Annotated in this window: 12 protein-coding genes; 7 read left to right on the top strand and 5 right to left on the bottom strand. The window is 36.6% G+C overall.

Features of this window, described 5'->3' with window-relative positions:
* Nucleotides 1–21 precede the first annotated feature (21 nt).
* Nucleotides 22–270 carry a hypothetical protein gene (locus WJM97_RS04425; protein WP_353931834.1) on the bottom strand — a complete coding sequence of 83 codons (249 nt, stop codon included), beginning with the start codon at nucleotides 268–270 and terminating at the stop codon, nucleotides 22–24.
* Nucleotides 271–773: 503 nt separating this feature from the next.
* Between WJM97_RS04425 and WJM97_RS04420 the strand changes: the two genes are divergently transcribed.
* The gene (locus WJM97_RS04420; RefSeq protein WP_353933106.1) at nucleotides 774–1,670 is read left to right on the top strand and encodes a shikimate dehydrogenase; all 897 of its coding nucleotides are present in this window, start codon (nucleotides 774–776) and stop codon (nucleotides 1,668–1,670) included.
* 18 nt (nucleotides 1,671–1,688) lie between these two features.
* On the opposite strand, the gene WJM97_RS04415 is transcribed toward WJM97_RS04420, so the two are convergent.
* Nucleotides 1,689–3,836: a hypothetical protein gene (locus WJM97_RS04415; protein ID WP_353931833.1), complete on the bottom strand. Its 2,148-nt coding sequence runs from the start codon at nucleotides 3,834–3,836 to the stop codon at nucleotides 1,689–1,691.
* Between the two features lie 774 nt (nucleotides 3,837–4,610).
* On the opposite strand from WJM97_RS04415, the gene WJM97_RS04410 reads away from it, so the two are divergent.
* The gene (locus tag WJM97_RS04410; RefSeq protein ID WP_353931832.1) at nucleotides 4,611–5,870 is read left to right on the top strand and encodes an ATP-grasp domain-containing protein; all 1,260 of its coding nucleotides are present in this window, start codon (nucleotides 4,611–4,613) and stop codon (nucleotides 5,868–5,870) included.
* A 100-nt stretch (nucleotides 5,871–5,970) separates the two neighbouring features.
* The gene (locus WJM97_RS04405) at nucleotides 5,971–6,858 is read left to right on the top strand and encodes a CoA-binding protein (RefSeq protein WP_353931831.1); all 888 of its coding nucleotides are present in this window, start codon (nucleotides 5,971–5,973) and stop codon (nucleotides 6,856–6,858) included.
* An 11-nt stretch (nucleotides 6,859–6,869) separates the two neighbouring features.
* Here the strand turns inward: WJM97_RS04405 and WJM97_RS04400 are convergent, their stop codons facing one another.
* Nucleotides 6,870–8,696 (bottom strand): tetratricopeptide repeat protein, encoded by a 1,827-nt coding sequence (locus WJM97_RS04400; RefSeq protein WP_353931830.1) that lies wholly within the window; start codon nucleotides 8,694–8,696, stop codon nucleotides 6,870–6,872.
* A 207-nt stretch (nucleotides 8,697–8,903) separates the two neighbouring features.
* Here WJM97_RS04400 and WJM97_RS04395 point away from each other — a divergent pair, with 207 nt between their 5' ends.
* The 3 genes from WJM97_RS04395 (at nucleotide 8,904) to WJM97_RS04385 (ending at nucleotide 11,541) form a co-directional block, all read left to right on the top strand.
* Nucleotides 8,904–9,035 (top strand): hypothetical protein, encoded by a 132-nt coding sequence (locus WJM97_RS04395; RefSeq protein WP_353933257.1) that lies wholly within the window; start codon nucleotides 8,904–8,906, stop codon nucleotides 9,033–9,035.
* 136 nt (nucleotides 9,036–9,171) lie between these two features.
* Entirely contained in the window at nucleotides 9,172–10,533 is a 1,362-nt protein-coding gene (der, locus tag WJM97_RS04390) for a ribosome biogenesis GTPase Der (RefSeq protein WP_353933105.1), read from the top strand.
* Between the two features lie 72 nt (nucleotides 10,534–10,605).
* Complete coding sequence (locus tag WJM97_RS04385) at nucleotides 10,606–11,541, top strand: energy-coupling factor transporter transmembrane protein EcfT (protein ID WP_353931829.1); 936 nt, start codon at nucleotides 10,606–10,608, stop codon at nucleotides 11,539–11,541.
* Between the two features lie 211 nt (nucleotides 11,542–11,752).
* Here the strand turns inward: WJM97_RS04385 and WJM97_RS04380 are convergent, their stop codons facing one another.
* Complete coding sequence (locus WJM97_RS04380; RefSeq protein WP_353931828.1) at nucleotides 11,753–13,390, bottom strand: alpha/beta hydrolase; 1,638 nt, start codon at nucleotides 13,388–13,390, stop codon at nucleotides 11,753–11,755.
* Nucleotides 13,391–13,506: 116 nt separating this feature from the next.
* Here WJM97_RS04380 and nadC point away from each other — a divergent pair, with 116 nt between their 5' ends.
* A complete protein-coding gene (gene nadC / locus WJM97_RS04375; protein ID WP_353931827.1) occupies nucleotides 13,507–14,373 on the top strand; it encodes a carboxylating nicotinate-nucleotide diphosphorylase in 867 nt (288 codons plus the stop codon).
* Between the two features lie 328 nt (nucleotides 14,374–14,701).
* On the opposite strand, the gene WJM97_RS04370 is transcribed toward nadC, so the two are convergent.
* Complete coding sequence (locus tag WJM97_RS04370) at nucleotides 14,702–17,644, bottom strand: substrate-binding domain-containing protein (protein WP_353931826.1); 2,943 nt, start codon at nucleotides 17,642–17,644, stop codon at nucleotides 14,702–14,704.
* Nucleotides 17,645–17,914: the final 270 nt, after the last annotated feature.

The raw sequence follows: 17,914 nt of genomic DNA, 5'->3' as shown, positions 1-17,914 counted from the left end.
GTTTAATACAACTGGGCTATTTTATTTAATTAAAAACTCAGTTGATGATAAATAACCTTGGCGTTTTTTACCTTTTTGGTTAGCTTGCCAAATTTCTCCATTAGTGACATCTAAACAAGTTAACCAACCTAATCCATCTACCCAAGTATCTATACAAATAGCAGAACCTAAATCATTAGGAAAACCACTCGTTTGTGATGTATGACCACAAACCATTTTTTTACCAGAATCATGAGGAGTTGCGTCTTCAAAACCTCCCCAAAATAACATATATTCTGGTTGTTGATTTAATGGTTTATGGGGGTAAACATTAGCATGAACAAAAAAATGAGTATCTGTTTCCCAAAAGTCTAAACAAGTATTTTCTAAAAAGTCCCAATGGGATGCAGGAATATCTATTAATTTTAATGTTTTGGAGTAGGAAGCAAGGGTTTTTTCACCACCGGAACGTCAGCAGTAGCACAACCTTGTATATCTCCAATAGCTAAAATCCCCATGATTTTGACTTTAATTAAGTATAATTTTAGTTATAGCAATAGACAGGGCGGTTAGGACATTAACTGATCATAAGACTCAGATACAAACAGACTTTTAACCCAGTCACCAGTCACCTGCTATAAGTAGTCGTGCAAAATAAATTTTATATTTGGGAGAGGGAACAGGGAACTCTTAACAGGGAACAGCTAAGGAATACAGACGTTTTTGTTTTCACTCAATATGTTAAATTAATTTTGCTTGGGTACTTATAACTAATTTTTGCAATCTCTGTGATGATGAATAACCAAGATCATAATTTTTGTCAGCAAATTACTGGAAAATCTCAATTACTGGGAGTTATTGGCCATCCCATAGAACATTCCCTTTCACCTTTGATGCACAATGCAGCGTTGAGTAATTTGGGATTAGATTATGTTTATTTACCTTTTCCTATTGCACCAGAAAATTTAGAAATTGCGATCGCAGGTTTTGCTGCTATGGGTGTGGTTGGTTTTAGTGTGACTATTCCCCACAAACAAACTATCATCCCTTTATTATCAGAAATTTCTCCCGTTGCTGAAGCTATCGGTGCAGTTAATACTGTGACTCGTCAGGGTGACAAATGGGTGGGAACAAATACCGATGTAGAAGGTTTTATTGCTCCTTTACAAACTACTTATCAACAAAATTGGAGTCAAAAAAAAGCAGTTATTTTAGGAAATGGTGGTGCTGCTAGAGCGGTTGTTGCAGGTTGTATTCAGCTAGGTTTTTCAGAGATTCATGTAGTAGGAAGAAATATATATAAGTTAAAAGATTTTCGTCAAAGTTGGGAAAATTCACCCTTTATAGATAAGTTTCAAGTTCATAATTGGGAAGAATTACCAAACTTAATTTCTCAAGCTGACTTGTTAGTAAATTCTACTCCTGTGGGAATGTATCCTCATGTAGATCAATCTCCTTTAAGTGCTGAGGAAATGGAGAAATTACCAGCGGGTGCGATCGCCTATGATTTAATTTACATCCCCAAACCTACAAAATTTTTACACCTAGCAGCACAACAAGGTGCCGTGATTATTGATGGTTTAGAAATGCTAGTTCAACAAGGTGCAGCAGCATTAAAAATTTGGTTGCAAAGGGAAGAAGTCCCTGTTGCTAAAATGCGTCAAGCACTACAAAATCATTTAGGAATATAGGGAATTAGTAATTACAAATTATTGCGGATTCTTCATGTACCTTTCCTGTCCTTGAGAATTGTAGAGAAATACAGGTAGATTAGAATTCTCGCTAATTACCCCTAAAGCCTGTTGTAAGGTACTGAAATGATTTTGTAATTCAGGACTACCACTTAATAATCTTTGGTCATAATCCGCAGTCAACCGGACGATAATCCGGCCATTTTCAATGGTGAAGTTACAAAAACGTATTCCATTTACACAGGTACTGTTCAAATCAGCGCGAGTTTGGTCTAAATTTCCATAGAGTTGGAATTTTTCTTTTGCCTGTGCCAGAGCAATTGAATATGGTTCTATGAGTGCTTGCGCTTGACTGTATTGTAAACTGTCTTGAGAAACTTGTTGAGCCGTCTTTACAGCTTGCTCCCAAGATAATACTGCTGATTGCCATTGATTTTTATTCTCATAGGTTTTAGCCTGATTAGCAAAGCTAGTGGCTTGTTGATAATTCTGGACTGCCCTTGTTTCTCTTCCCGCAGTATTACGAGCTAAGGTCAGTTTCTGTTGATAATCTATTAACAGGGTTTGGGCTTCTGTGTATGCTGTGCTAGTGTTGGGGATGCTTTTTAAAGTGTTGACGGCTCCTTTCCACCCAAATTCTACCCTTTGCCAGTCGTTAGCTGATCTAGCAGCAGCTTGGCGTTTGATGGCTGCATCGGCTACGGTTTTGGCTGTGGCTAATTTTTTCTGCCAAGCTTCTTCTGTTAGTAGTTGCTTATTAATGGTCTGTAAGTTGTTTTTATAGCTAGGCAGTTTTGTCTTTACTATCTGACTCAGTTCGGAGCTAGATTTTACAGACTCTAGGGGTGTAATAGCTTTTCGCCATAAGGCTTGTCTGCTGCGGAGTTCATCTAAGCTAGTGGCTGGTTTTTGGCTACTCTGTTCCGCTTGAGATCCTGCTTGTAAAGCCTGAATTACTGAATTGATTTTTGTTAACTGTTGAGAAAAATTGTTAGTCAATTCCTGGGCTTCTTGATAACGAGGAGAAAATTGAGGAATTGTTTTTAAGCCATCAATTACTTGATTTAGTTGTTGTTGTAATGGTATTAATTCTTTCTCGGAAGTGGCTTTACTTAACACTTGTTGAGATTCAGTTTTGAATTGTGCGGCCGTTTGTAATTCTTGACATTGACCAACTATACAGGCGCGAGTCATGAAAAAAGTACCTCCACCAAAAATCACTGCTATTCCCAATACTGCACCGACGATGATGGGTATCGGTGGTGGTGAGAAGGGTTTTTTAGTGCTTGATAAATGTTCTTCATCCTCAAAAGGATCATATATTTCCTCATGCTCTGTTTCTAGATCATCATCATTCGATAATGAAATATCAGAGCCAAAGGAAACATCTGATTCAAAGGAATTAGCTGACTCGTTTTCTAGATCATCATCATTCGATAATGAAATATCAGAGCCAAAGGAAACATCTGATTCAAAGGAATTAGCTGATTCGTTTTCTAGATCATCATCATTCGATAATGAAATATCAGAGCTAAATGTGACATCTGATTCAAAGGAACGATTAAAACTAAGGATGGTGTCGGAATTAAAGGAATTATCAGAACTGTGATGATTATCTGAGATATTTTCGTCAGTTAAAGAAGCAAAATCAGGATTAGATGTTTCATCATCTATAAGAGAACTAAAGGGATTATTGGCAATAATATCCTCTGTAACAGGAGGTGAAATTTCAGGTATTTCCAGTGGTGGAAAAATTACTTGCTTATTGCTGCCGTTGTCATCTGAACCGTTGTCATTTGAACCGTTGTGATCTAAATCGTTGTTGAATTCTGGTAGTTGAATTTCTGGAACTTCCGGTGCTTCCTTCGCTTGAACTGTAATTAATTTTTTAGAGTAGGGTAGTTTTTCTCCTGAAACCCTGACATAAAGTTGGATTTTTTCATCATGATATTGAGATTGCCACTGGAGAGATTCTTCCAGGACTGTAAAAATTTTATCCGTATCAACTGATACACCAGGAGGGTGTTGAGTGAGAATCATCAGTTGGTCTTTTGTGACAGCACATTTGACCTCCAGAACTGGAACAGATGGCATCTCCAGTATTAATTCTTCTTGTAAAATACTGGATAGTAGTTGTATATCTTCTTGTTGGAATGCTACTTTCATAATGCTTACACCTAGTGTTCTATATAGTTTTTATTATTTTGGAGCAGATCAAATAAAGTCTTTACTTTTGTTACATAAGGATACATAAATTTATCAATTCCTACTTTATATTTTAAAGAATAACTTTTGAAAGCAAGGTAAGAATTTAGGAGTCAGAAGGCAGAAGGCAGAGGGCAGAAGGCAGAAGGCAGGAGAAATCCACCTTTAAAAAAGTGGTATTGAAACAAGGCCGTTTTATACTTCACTGCCAGCAGTCTCAGTATAATTATTGCTTTTTACCTGGCTTTAGACTAAAATTAAAGTTTTAATTGATACTCGTTACCCCTACCACTTGCCTCCGCACTCCTGCCTTCTTTGTAAGTTTTGACATAACCTTTAAAAAGCTGACTACTAAAAGCTGTTAGGCATTAGCTGAATGCTGACACAGCAAGTTCTTGTATCATTGGAACACAGGGAATCAATGATAATTTTAAGCTTTTGCTTTTTTATACTACTAGATAATAAAATAGGCAATCTCAATATGAGTATAAATTATCTGATGGAAAATATACAAGTATCTAGGAGTATTTTTTGTAACTTACTACTTAATCACAGCGGAGTAGTAGTTAATGCACTGGTAAATTTACCACCATTACCTGATTAGAAAAAATTGATTCGTACTACATTAATTTTCTAGCCAACTAAAGCGTAATTATGTAATCTAATGGCTGTGTAGTCAGCAAATCAGCACTAAAACACTTAAAATTTTAAATTATTAATACAAGGTGTGTATCAATGGATTTATTGGAGTACCAAGTTAAAGAATGGTTTGATCAGATGGGAATTCCTGTTTTACCATCTCAAAGAATTGACCATCCTACGGACTTAAAACGCTTAAACATAAATTATCCCCTTGTCCTCAAATCACAGGTACACGCAGATGACAGGGTAAAAGCTGGAGGAGTGAGAATTGTAGAGACTACCATTGATGCGATCGCCACTGCTCAGAATATCTTTAATTTGCCCATTTTGGGGGAATTTCCCGAAGTTTTACTGGCAGAGTCCAAATATGACGCTCAGAAGGAATTCTATTTAGCTATAGTTTTAGATACTGCATTATGTCGTCCAGTCTTGTTAGGTTGTAAAGAAGCAAATATTGATTGGGAATCTCCAGGGGAAAAAATGCAGTATGTGGTTGTAGAACAGGAGTTTTCATCATTTTACGCCAGAAGATTGACCTTAAAAATGGGCTTACAGGGGGCGTTAATGCAGTCGGTAAGCGACATAGTGGAAAAAATGTATGAGTTATTTATTCAGAAAGATTTAGACTTAGTGGAAATAAATCCTTTAGCTGTGAATGGGTCTGGCCAAGTGATGGTTTTAAATGGTAAAGTCAGAGTCAATGAAAGGGCAATTAATAGACATCCAGAAATAGCAGAAATGGCGGCGAAAATGATAGGTCGTCATAAAAATAGCAAAGTGAATGGCATTTTCGATGATTGGGATGGGGCAGAAATTCAAGGTGAAATAGGAATATTAGCTAATGGTACGGGTTCAGTGTTAACAACCTTAGATGCGGTTTTTAATGCTGGTGGTAAACCTGGTATGTCATTAAATTTAAGACATTCTTTTTTAACGGATACGAAACCTACAACTTTTTGCGATCGCCTAGAAAAAGGGCTAAAAATTCTGGCTGCGGACAACACTATTAAAGTAATTCTGATTAATTTTTTGGGGACTATTCCTGATGTTACGCAAATGTCAGAGGTTATTGCCAATTTTATCCAAATAGATCCACAAGAACTAACATCTTATTTATCTAATGGCAGTAAACCAAAAACTAACAAATTACCCAAATTAGTTATTCGTTTAGCTGGTGTTGATTTTGATGATGCTAGAAAATATTTAGCGACACTAGCAGATGAAAATGAACAACCGATAGTAGTAGAAAATTTAGATGAGGCAGTCAAATTAGCAGTGGATCTGGCTAAGTTACAAAAAATAGAAAAGTCAAAACTAGAAGATAAAAAGCAGAAGACAAAAGGCAGAAAGTAAAAAGATAGAGCAGCTGATAGGTGAGAGTTTTAAAGGTCTTTTAGTATCTGGGCTTGATCGTCTATAAATGTCCTATGACAATTAAAAAATAACAACTTGTATGAACTTAAAATCAGACAGTAAAGTTTTAATTCAGGGTTTCGGTGAATTCATATCAGCAACTCATATTGCTCAAATGAAAGCTTATGGTACTAATTTAGTAGCTGGTGTTGCACCTGGTTCTGGTGGAAAATATAAATATGATTTGCCAGTATTTGATTTAGTAGAAGAAGTAATTTTAAAATTTGGGCAAATTGATACAACAATTATTTGTGTCCATCCTTATCAAGTATTAGATGCAGCTTTAGAAGCGATCGCCTCTAATATCCGACAAATAATCATTATTTCTGCTGGTGTACCACCCTTAGACATGGTGACTTTACTCCGCAAAACAGAAACCCATGAAATTTTGGTAGTCGGTCCCAATAGTCCCGGAATTATTGTGCCTGGTAAAATCCTCTTAGGAACTCAACCCAGTGAATTTTATACCCCCGGTTCTGTGGGAATTGTCAGTCGCAGTAGTACCCTTACCTATGAGGTAGCTTGGGAATTAACCAAAGCTGGTTTGGGTCAGTCAATTAGTGTCAGCATTGGTAGTGATGCGATCGTTGGTTCTTCCTTTCCCCAATGGTTACAAATTCTGGATGAAGATGAAACCACAGAAGCGATCGTGTTAGTTGGCCAACCAGGGGGAGAAGGTGAAGAAATTGCCGCACAATACATAGCAGAAGCAATAGATAAACCAGTCATTGCTTATATTGCCGGTAAACACGCACCAGCAAGTAAATATTGGCATCAGAAAGGAAATGTCGCAACTGTTGTCAAACGCGATCCTAATTTTGGCTCAACAAAAAGCAAATTAACAGCTTTCAAAGCAGCAGGAGTTCCCATAGCCGAACATCTCCCCCAAATTCCTCAATTATTGAAAAAGGTAATGAGTAATAGGTAATGGGTAAATTCCTAATAACTTTCTAATAATTCGGGGATATAATCATAACCATCTACGCCGATGATAGAAATCATTTTAGGGCGGTTTTGTTGTAGCAAAACTTGAAATTTATCTGCTCCAACTTGTCCCCTTAAAATTGTTAGTAAACCTGCTGGTTGTCGCCATTCTTCAGAGGAAATTTGCTCTAACAAATACATTCCCAAACTGCCTGTATAAACAGACTTTTCAAAATTTTGTAACTGATAATAAGCCTCTGCTAAATAGGCTAAATTTCTACCTTGAGTATATAAATCTCCAGAAACTTGGGCTGTTTTAAAACCAAACTCTAAATATTTAATTGCATTCTCATACTGCGAAGTCACTAGATAAGCAATACCCAAACTACTAAAACATAAAGATTGAGTTTGAATATCACCTAATTTTTCAGCTAATTTTAAACCTTGTTCTAAATAATTAATTGCAGTTTCATAAACTTCTGTTTCCATAGTTTCTAACTGCTGTGCTTGCATGACTTCAGAGTAACCTAAATTTACCAGTGCGTTAGTTTCTCCAGTTTTGTCTCCCGCTTGTCTACTTAATATTAATGCCCTTTGACTATAATTAATTGCCTCACCATAATCTTCTGCTTTTACATAGGTACGACTAAGATGATTGAGATTAGCAATTTCGCAAGCTCTATCTTCAGTATGAATCAAAATTTCTAAAGCTTGTTGATGGAAATTAATGGAACGATCATATCTTCCTAAAGCTCGTTGAGAATAACCCAATAACGTTAAAATTCGAGCTTTTTCCTGTGTTCCTGCCGCAGAACTTAAAGGTGCATCTAAATAATCTAGTGCATCTTTTAAATAACCACCAGAAAAAGAAGCAAAAATTCCCCCATACATGGGAAAATAAGGACGTTGGGCAAAGGTTCGCAGAATTTGTAGCATTATTTGGGAAGCAGAATTACTAAATGTTTCTGCTTGAGTTTGTAAGCCGTTTGCTAATTGACTCCAAATAACTGCAAAGGTTAAAAATGTGGAAATTGATAATTTAGGCCCTGCTTGAATATCGTAAGCTTGTTGATCAAACCAAGTAATTAAACCCCGTTGTAAAAACTGTAAAACTATTGTTAATTCTACCCAATCTTTTAAAATCAGATTTTCTCGTGTTTGGATAAATTCAATGATTGATTCTTCTTTAGCTAAAGTCTGAAAAAATGCTGTGGGGATTTCGCTTTTAACTAATTTTGCCCAACTTGCCCAAGGGCCACTTTCTCCGGGTACTCCACCAAAACCGAGAGAACTTTTTTGTTCATACATCCAACTGAGGAGGTTTTCTTGGAGATGTTGCCAAGATGTAATTCCCTGGGTGATACCTATAGATATCTGCGTTAAATCTGCGTTAGCTGCGGCGAATTGTTGTAAACCTTTGGCTAGTTGTTGGAGTTGGGATAAATTGAGGGGATGTTTTTGATTAGGATCTATATAACGCAGGAATACTGCTAAACGCTCTTCGTTACTGGCGATGGTAATTTCTCGGACTGCTGAGGCTATGACTTCTGTAGCTTTGTTAGTTTCTTGCCAGCGTTTGTATTGGGTTTGGATGGTTTTGATGGCTCTTAAACTGCGGGTAGCTTTGGCTTTTTTGAGTTCGTCGCTTTCGCTGTCTACTTGGGTTTGCAGGGGGTTTAAGCGATCGCTCAAAGCTAACTCAAATATTTCCCCAGTACCGGAAGAAATACTTTTGAGTAACATTTGATATACCTGCTCCACAGAGCTAATTTTCCCTTTCAGAGTGGTTTCGACTATTTCATCAATTAATGCTAGGTATTTATCTTGTAGAGATTCAGACACTTTAACTAAATATAGAAAATAACAACAATCTCTATTTTATCTCAAGTTATAAGATCCCTGGCTTGTGAAAGCAGATAATACATAAATAAAGAGATAAATAAAGAAAAACTAAATCCGCACTTAGACTGAAACTGTCTAAAATCTGAATATTAGAAAATAATAGTTAATAAATACATTAGACCTGTTTAAAGAAGTAAAAAATTATGAATGCTTCAAGTATTTACACTTGGGAATAATTTCCCAGATAATAAGAAAATGTTAGGAAAACTCTATGGATTAAGAACATGGGTAGAATATAGTTTTCGGCAGTGTAAACAGGAATTAGGTTGGACAGATTAATGATTGATGCAGAAAATATTGATCTATAATCAAAAAAATATGATAAGATTAATAGTTCTCTAAAACCGTGCTGGGTGAAGAACGTAGAGATAAAACTCAGCACATCTACACACTCAGCACAAAAGAATTTAAGTTTATGGCATTGCCAATTGTTGCAATTATCGGCCGCCCCAACGTGGGGAAATCAACCTTTGTAAATCGTTTAGCCGGCGATCAAACAGCGATAGTCCATGATGAACCAGGTGTAACACGCGATCGCACTTACCGCCCAGCATTTTGGAGCGATAAAGAATTTGTAGTAGTTGACACTGGCGGCTTAGTATTTAACGATGATACCGAATTTCTGCCTTTGATTCGTCAACAGGCAATGGTGGCACTTGCAGAAGCCTGTGCAGCTATTTTTGTAGTTGATGGTCAAACAGGGCCAAATCCCGCTGATGAAGAAGTAGCCTCATGGTTGCGTCAACAACCAGTACCAGTGTTATTAGCTGTCAACAAATGCGAATCACCAGACCACGGCATCATCCAAGCCAGTGAATTTTGGGAATTAGGACTAGGTGAACCTTACCCCATTTCCGCCATTCATGGTAGCGGTACGGGAGATTTATTAGATGAGTTAATTAAACACATTCCCGAAGTCGTAGAAACAGAAGAAAATACGGAAATAAAAATTGCGATTATTGGTCGTCCCAATGTTGGTAAATCAAGTCTTTTAAATTCTTTTGTCGGCGAAGAGCGGGCAATAGTTAGCCCTATTTCTGGAACTACCCGCGACACAATTGATACAGTAATTGAGCATGAAGGGCAAACCTACCGCTTAATTGATACGGCCGGGATTAGAAAAAAGAAACATATCGAATACGGAACCGAATTTTTCAGCATTAACCGCGCTTTTAAAGCCATTCGTCGTGCTGACGTGGTTTTATTGGTTTTGGATGCTTTAGATGGAGTCACCGAACAAGACCAAAAATTAGCCGGTCGCATTATTGATGAAGGTCGCGCTTGTGTAATTGTAGTCAATAAATGGGATGCAGTAGAAAAAGACTCCTACACCATTTATGACTATGAAAAGAGTTTAGAAGCGAGGTTACACTTTACAGAATGGGCAAGTACCATTTTTGTCAGTGCAGTAACAGGACAAAGAGTAACTAAAATCTTAGAATTAGTAGATAAAGCCGCTGAATCTCACAAACGCCGTGTTACTACATCCGTAGTTAATGAAGTTCTCACTGATGCAGTTAGCTGGCATTCTCCCCCAACCACAAGAGGCGGCCGTCAAGGTAAAATTTACTATGGTACACAGGTAAGTAGCCAACCACCGACATTTGCCTTATTTGTGAATGAAGCAAAACGCTTCAATGATAACTATCGTCGCTATATAGAAAGACAATTCCGCAAACAATTGGGGTTTGATGGTACACCAATTCGCATACTATGGCGGAGTAAGAAAGTTCGGGATATGGAAGTAGGTAGTGTCAACCGAGCAACTCGCGTGTAATAGTAGTTTTTAGTCACTTGGTCATTCTTAGCAATGACTAATGACTAATGACCAATGACTAATCACTAAAATATGGACTTATTGCGATCGCTCCCCCTTGGCTTATACTTAGAACAACCAGAAACCTGGCTACACAAATTAGACCCCAGAGTTAAATTAATTTGGTTATTGAGTTTCCTTACCAGCTATGTAGTTGCTAACAACTATTGGCGGATATTTTTAGTGGTAATTTTGATTGTCATTACCCTATTTGCCAGAATTCCCCTGAGAGTGTGGCGGCAGCAAATGGGCTGGCTGTTAGTGCTATCATTTATGGTATTAGCAATCGGTTCTATTAGCCCCGATGGACTAGGTATTAGTTATAGTCCTAGATTACCAGCTAATGAACAGGTATTAAAACCTTTAACAACAGACAAAGAACAGAAAACTAAATCCGCTCCCAAAATAGTAGACAGTAATAAAAAATATAAGTATGTGCTATTTCATGAAGGTCCGATTAGAGTAAATCGTCGTTCCGTAGATTTAGCAATTAGTTTAAGTACCATCGTTTTCACCTTAATTTACAGCACTAATTTATATTTATTAACCACTGCACCAGAAGAAATTACTTCTGGGATGGAAAGCTTAATGCAGCCGTTGAGAAGATTTAAAATTCCAGTGACAGAATTGATGTTAACTTTAACATTATCTTTGCGGTTTATTCCCCTTGTTTTAGAAGAAATTCAAAACCTGATTCGTTCTGTCATGACTAGAGCAATTAACTGGAAAAAGTTGGGATTAAAAGGAGGTGCAAAAGTTTGGTTAATTGTGATTGAAAGATTGTTAGAAAATCTGCTATTGAGATCCGAACAAATGGCAAATGCAATGGTGGTTAGAGGTTTTACCAGTCCTAACGAACATCGAGTTAAATGGCAAGAGTTAAAATTAAGAATAGGTGATTGGTTAGCGATTGGGATTTTAATTGTATTTTGGGGATTAAGGATAGCTTTTGGCACGGATATTTCTTAGGATATTTCTTAAATTAAGCTGGCAAAATCTAAAATTTTCAAAGGTAGCATATTGTTTTAGTGATCATACTGAGTTAGATTAAGATTATTCCTTTAGGAAGATGTTTAAAATACTTATACTTTGTATACTTGAACATATTTTACCCTGAGTGAAGTCTGGGCTTGGTTCTTTCCAAGCCTTTTTTGTTTTTTAGTCAGTAGTTATTAGTTCCTTACTGTTGCTGATTTTTTGGCATTAAACCCGCACCGGGAGGAAGATCAGTTAAAAGACGAAATGGAAATAATCGAGTTGATGCAACTTGAGCATAACCAGGAGTCAAAAACGCTGCATATTGATCAGCTTCCGAGGTTGATTGTGCGGCCATTGCTAAAGTAACAGCTTTGATGTAATTGCGAACATCCACAGCTTTGTCACCGAAAACTTCCCGATTAGAAAAAGATAATTTCGGTTCTCCTGGTTTACCATCAGTCAAACTAGGATCTATCACACTTAAATGAGTAGCACCAACCGCAGCAGCTAACCATTTAGGAGAGGGAATTTTGGCAAAACTAGGAATATGTTCACTTAAAGTAGGGGTGATACTATCCGTTGAACCAGTCAAAATTAAAGTTGGTACTTGCACTTTAGATAAACCTGTTTCCCCAAACAGAAATGAGGTTGCAGGAGTTAAAGCTACTATCTTTTTAACTCTCTCATCTCGAAGTTGGTAACTATTTTCAGGTAAGTCCTTAGCCTGACACATGAACCCTTGTACCAAGTTTAATTTATCTATATTTTGTTCACAACTTTCTCGCAGACTAGATGTTTGAAATTCTCCACCAGCTAATGCTAAAGCTGTAGTACCACCAAAGGAATAACCCACAACCATTACATTATTAGTCGCTAATTTTCCTTGTAATGGATTATCAGTTGCTTGGTTGATTTTTGCTAATTCATCAATTACAAAACTCACATCTTGGGGACGGTCAACAAATTCTTGAGCTTGGAAAGAACCTTTATTTTGATTAGCTGTAAAATTACTACCAGGATGTTCTAAAGCTGCAACCACATAACCATGAGAAGTCAGATGTTCAGCCAGGTATTTTAAATCAGTCCGCACTGAACCATAACCATGGGAAAAGACAATTACAGGTTTTTTTGTATTGGCAGAATTTGACCAATAAATATCAACGGGAATATTACGTTGCCGTTTTTCATCATTTAAGTTTAAGTTGATTATTTGGACTTGGTTATTTCCTGATTTGGTCGGATCAAAAGAGCGATTGATTTTAATTTTGCGAGGATCAAGACGGGGAGTCATGGCCAGCATAAATTGCTGAGTCCGCCAAAAACCCATATTCAAAGTTCTACCCACAGTCAAAGCTTGTGGGACATTAATTTTTAAGTTTTGGCTAGGATAGGCAGAAATAAAACTGAGTATAGATAAACCTTCTGGTGAGTTTGCGGCTAAAATTAAACCTGCTCTCACTGCTTGCACTCCTGCGTCATCTTTGCGATCTAAAGCCGTAGCGATATCGCTCAGAACTGTCTGACCAAGTTGGGTATTCAGTAAGCGATTGAGAGTAACAACATTGAGGGGTATTCTCGCTTTTAATCCCCGCACTAAAAAATTATTTTGTTGTTCAGTTAATCTTTTGGTGAAAGTGCCTATACTATCAGGAAATTTACCATTATCTACTGTTTTTTTTAAATCTGTCAGGGAAGCTGTTTCTTCTAGGGGTCCATAACGGAGAATTACTTGTTCTGCTGCTTTTGCAGCGGAGTTTAATCCTAAAACTGGGGTAACTGCAATGGTACTGATGACACCTGCGAGTAATTTGGCTGTTTTCCAGCTGTTTCTTGTCAACATTTTTTGATTACGTCTCAACAGAAGGGATTTTAACTCACTTTTTGCACATTGTTAGCGATCGCCAGACTGGAAACAATTTATGGAACAATTGGATCAAGTCAAGAGGTAAAAATCAAATGAATAATTTTATAGGTGTACTACCACCGTTTTTGGTGTTAGATCAATTTTTACAAAGTTGGTTAATGGAAGATATTGGTAGAGGCGATCGCACTACTCAATCTCTTTTATCCCCAAACACAAAAACAGGACAAGCAAAATGGGTAGCAAAAGCACCAGGAATAATTGCTGGTTTACCTGTAGCAGCTAGAGTATTTCAATTATTAAATGATCAAGTCAGCTTTGTACCAATAATTTCTGAAGGGACAAAATGTGAACCAGGAGAAGTAATAGCAGAAATTCATGGTTCACTAGATGCGCTATTAATGGGGGAAAGGGTAGCCTTAAATTTGGCAATGCGGTTAAGTGGAATTGCCACCCTAACTAATCAATATGTAGAAAAAATCGCAGATTTACCAACAAAGTTTGTAGACACTCGTAAAACGACACCAGGTTTAAGAATCTTGGAAAAATATGCTACTGCTGTAGGTAGAGCAATTAATCATCGCATGGGTTTAGATGATGCAGTCATGATTAAAGATAATCACATTACTGCTGCTGGTAGTATTGGTGAAGCTATTTCCCTTGTGCGTTCTCAAATTCCCTATCCTCTAACTATTGAAGTAGAAACGGAAAATTTAGAACAGGTGAAAGAAGCTTTAAAATATCAAGCCGACATTATTATGTTAGACAATATGCCTTTAACAACAATGACTGAAGCAGTCAAATTAATTCGTCAATATAACAATCGTATTAAAATTGAAGCATCAGGAAATATCACCCTAGAAACCATTCATGCAGTTGCAGAAACAGGAGTTGATTATATTTCTAGTAGTGCGCCGATTACCCAATCAAAATGGTTAGATTTGAGTATGAAAATAATGTAAAAAATTCAGATTCTTGATACAACACTTCCCGATGTTATGAGGTACAAGAACCCCACCCCCAACCCCCTCCCCGCAAGCGATGAGGGGGCTAAGATGTATCTCATAAGAGCGGAAACCGCTGTATACAAATCCTCTGTAAAAACTGACATAAAGTCTGTCTGGGTTTAGAACTGCTAAACCCTTAATCCTGAATTCTAAATGATGTTAACCAACTTTAGGGGTTAAAGTCCTCTGCTTCTACAAGCAGCGCGTTTTGTGTCGGTCTAAAATCCCCGTTGCAAAACTTAATTCTAAATTCTGCATTCTAAATTCTGCATTCTAAATTCTTTTAATTATCTGCATTTTCTAGAAAAAACTTTTTCAAGATAGTCACACTACTTTCTCCATCAGCAGAACAAGCAGTCATCATGTACTTGAGTAAATTTTCTGAGAAAGGAACACGCAAATGAAAAGTACCATCAGGTTGGAGTTTAATTTGATGACCACCAATAGTCACAGTTGCACCAGGTTCTGTTGAACCATGAATCACTAACTCCGTATCTGCAACAAACCAAAAGTCTCCACTAGGACGACTAAAAATACGAACTTTACTAGAACGTGCCATACACAACCAAGTATTATTCTGAGTGAGATAGCCTATTTCCGCCAGATAGTCACGGTTGCTGGTGGGAATAGCTACATAACAATCACAAATCACTTCTTCACATTCATACTGCTGCACTAATTGAGGATTTTGGTAACTCAGATCAATGTCAGTAGCATCATACAAACGCACTAATAAAACATAACCACCTTGGTTTTTGGCTATTGCTTTCTGATTTTCCGAAATATACCAAGAAATATAAGCCCATTTTGGAGTACGTGGTGTAAAGACAATGCTACTGTTACCATTAATATCTGCAACGGTGAGTTCTGTCGTCTGGATTTGATTATTTAAATCTAAATTTAGAGAAACATTTTCTGTATTAATATCTGAAACTATCTCTTCATCAACTACGAAGTCTGGAAAATGATTTGAATTAACGGGTAAATTTAACGATAGCTCCCTAGCCAAATCTGCATTTAGTTCTTGTTCATCTACTTCATCTATCAAATCATTAAATACTTCACTTAATTCATCTGATAATTCAGATATTAATTGTTGAGCTTCATCTGTCACCGATTTTGTACCTAATTCTGTTTCTTCCTCTGCTGATGATGATATACCCAGTAAATCAGCAAGGGAATCAATTGATCTGGAATTAGATTGATCTGTAGATAAATCAAGTGACTTTAAAATTTCATTATTAGATTCTGCGTTAATATCACCTGAATTACTATTACTAATTATATCCAGTAATTCTGACAATGAAGTGTTGGGATCTATATCATTTCTCGCAACTAAGATTCCAACTTTTTCTAGTAATGAATTAGTAGATTTTTGATCTAATTCATTAGTATTTTCATCAAGTAAATCTGCCAGAGAAGTCTGAGATTCCTGACTGGATAAATCAGGATTTTCGTTTAGTATTTCTAACAAAGCATTAGTGGCTTCTTGACTTGACAAATCAACATCTTCATTAAGTAAATCTGCTAGAGAAGTCTGAGATTCCTGACTGGATAAATCATAACCGTTCAGCATTTCTGGCAAATTATTTTTATCTTCTGGTTGTATATCTGTTTCTTCATTGAGCAAATCTGATAGAGATTTATCTAGATCATAATCTGCTCTTATTTCTAAATAATTGACTGGTATTTTGGGAATATTAGAAACTGATGAGTAGGCAGTATTCACAACAGCAACTGGTGCTTCTGTATCCCACACAACTTCCCCACAATCTAGGGCAATTGTCGGATCATCAAAATCAATATTTTCTCCAATTTTTTCTGTTGTGTTGTTGTTCTTGGTTGTACCATTTGTATTTACAGAATGGTTTTCTTTGGAAATGTAAATAAGATTATCGTCAGTGTTGATGATAGTTGAATTATTGTTGTGAGAATTAGAGTTACCGTTAGTATTGGTAGAACTTGCCAACGGATCAATAATAATGTGTTCTTCCGTGGTTTCTGGTGTTGTTTCTGTAGTTGAGCTTATATAAGTCAAAGATGTTTCTTGACTATCTATATTTTGACTGGTGGATGACTGTTTTTTCTTTAACCACAAAGCTAAAAAGCTGGCCAAACCAATAATTGGTAGTGATGATAATGCAATCAAAAAGATGAGATTTTTATCTTCAAACGGATTATTATCTACAGGATTTACAAACTGTTGGTCATTTCTAGAATTAACTGCACTTGTTGCTGTTTCTGACTCTACAGCAGTCAATGAGGATTTGCTTTCAGATGGGGAATTTGTACCGCTTGTAGTGGTAACATTTTGCAATGTTTTAGCGGCAATCATGGCAGCTTCTGCTTCTCTGGCTGCTATTATTGCTTTTTTACCTATTGGTGCAAGAGTATAACCCAAAAAACTCGCTACTGCTGAGTTAGGATTTTTTTTATAAACGTAAACTAAAGGTTGGGAAAATGGATATTCAGAATCATCTGGAGTCAAACCCTCAACTGTTAAAACTCTAACATCTGCAAGTTTTGAGACTTGATTAGCTAGAGCATAGCTGATTCCTTCTTGACCTAATTCTTTAACAATCTTATCAATTTGATTATCTTCTACTAGAATGGCATTTTTACCTGTAGAAAAGTCCTGAGATTGAAAAAATGGATAATCACGCAAGGAATTTCTCGTATCACTATTTTCAGGATGATCAATAAATCTTATTTTTCCAGATTTTCCTCCTATTTCTGACCAGTCAGTGATTTCTCCTCTAAAAATCTGGGCAAATTGTTTACTGGTTAAATTCCCTGGAAAGGGATTATCTGCACTAACTATAATTGCTATTTTTTCTCTACGTAAGCGAATTTGTTCTAATCCTTGGACTTTTTCTGCTGGGGTGATTCCCCGGCCCATAGCTGCTATATCAATTTTCCCATCTAATAAGTCTTTAATTGCTAAATCAGCACCATTATTACTAATTTCTACTTGTGTCCCAGCAAACTGTTTCTCAAAGCTATCTTTGAGGCCTTGATTAATCATCAATAAGTTGCTAGAACCATCAATTCTAATTTTTGTCCCGCTTTCTACTATTTCTGGTAATGAAAAACCAGGTTGATCAGATTGTGATTCTGCTAGTACAGGTAATGAAGCAAATAGGCTAATTGATAATGGTGTGGTAGCTAATGCCAGCGATAATGCCAGATTAAGGATTACATTATCATTTTTCTTTTGTTTACGCATAGGTAAGCCCCTTATCTCTTATTAAGGTTAAATAAATAGTCAGTTCGGCTAGTTATCAAGATGTTTTTTATAGAGGAGACGGGCTAATTATACATCTTTTATCCCCGGTGATTTTAGTGACTTGAGGGAATATATACTGAGATGTAATTAGGCTAGTATAACAGCAATATTTATTAATGTTAATATTTTTAATTATTTCCTGGCCCTGCGTGAACAAAATTCAGTAGTTTTTTGGTAATTCCTGTGGAATCAAAAAATATGCAAAAAATC

Source organism: Okeanomitos corallinicola TIOX110 (assembly GCF_038050375.1).
In the GTDB taxonomy this organism is placed as follows: domain Bacteria; phylum Cyanobacteriota; class Cyanobacteriia; order Cyanobacteriales; family Nostocaceae; genus Okeanomitos; species Okeanomitos corallinicola.
This window is presented reverse-complemented; position numbering and strand designations above follow the sequence as displayed.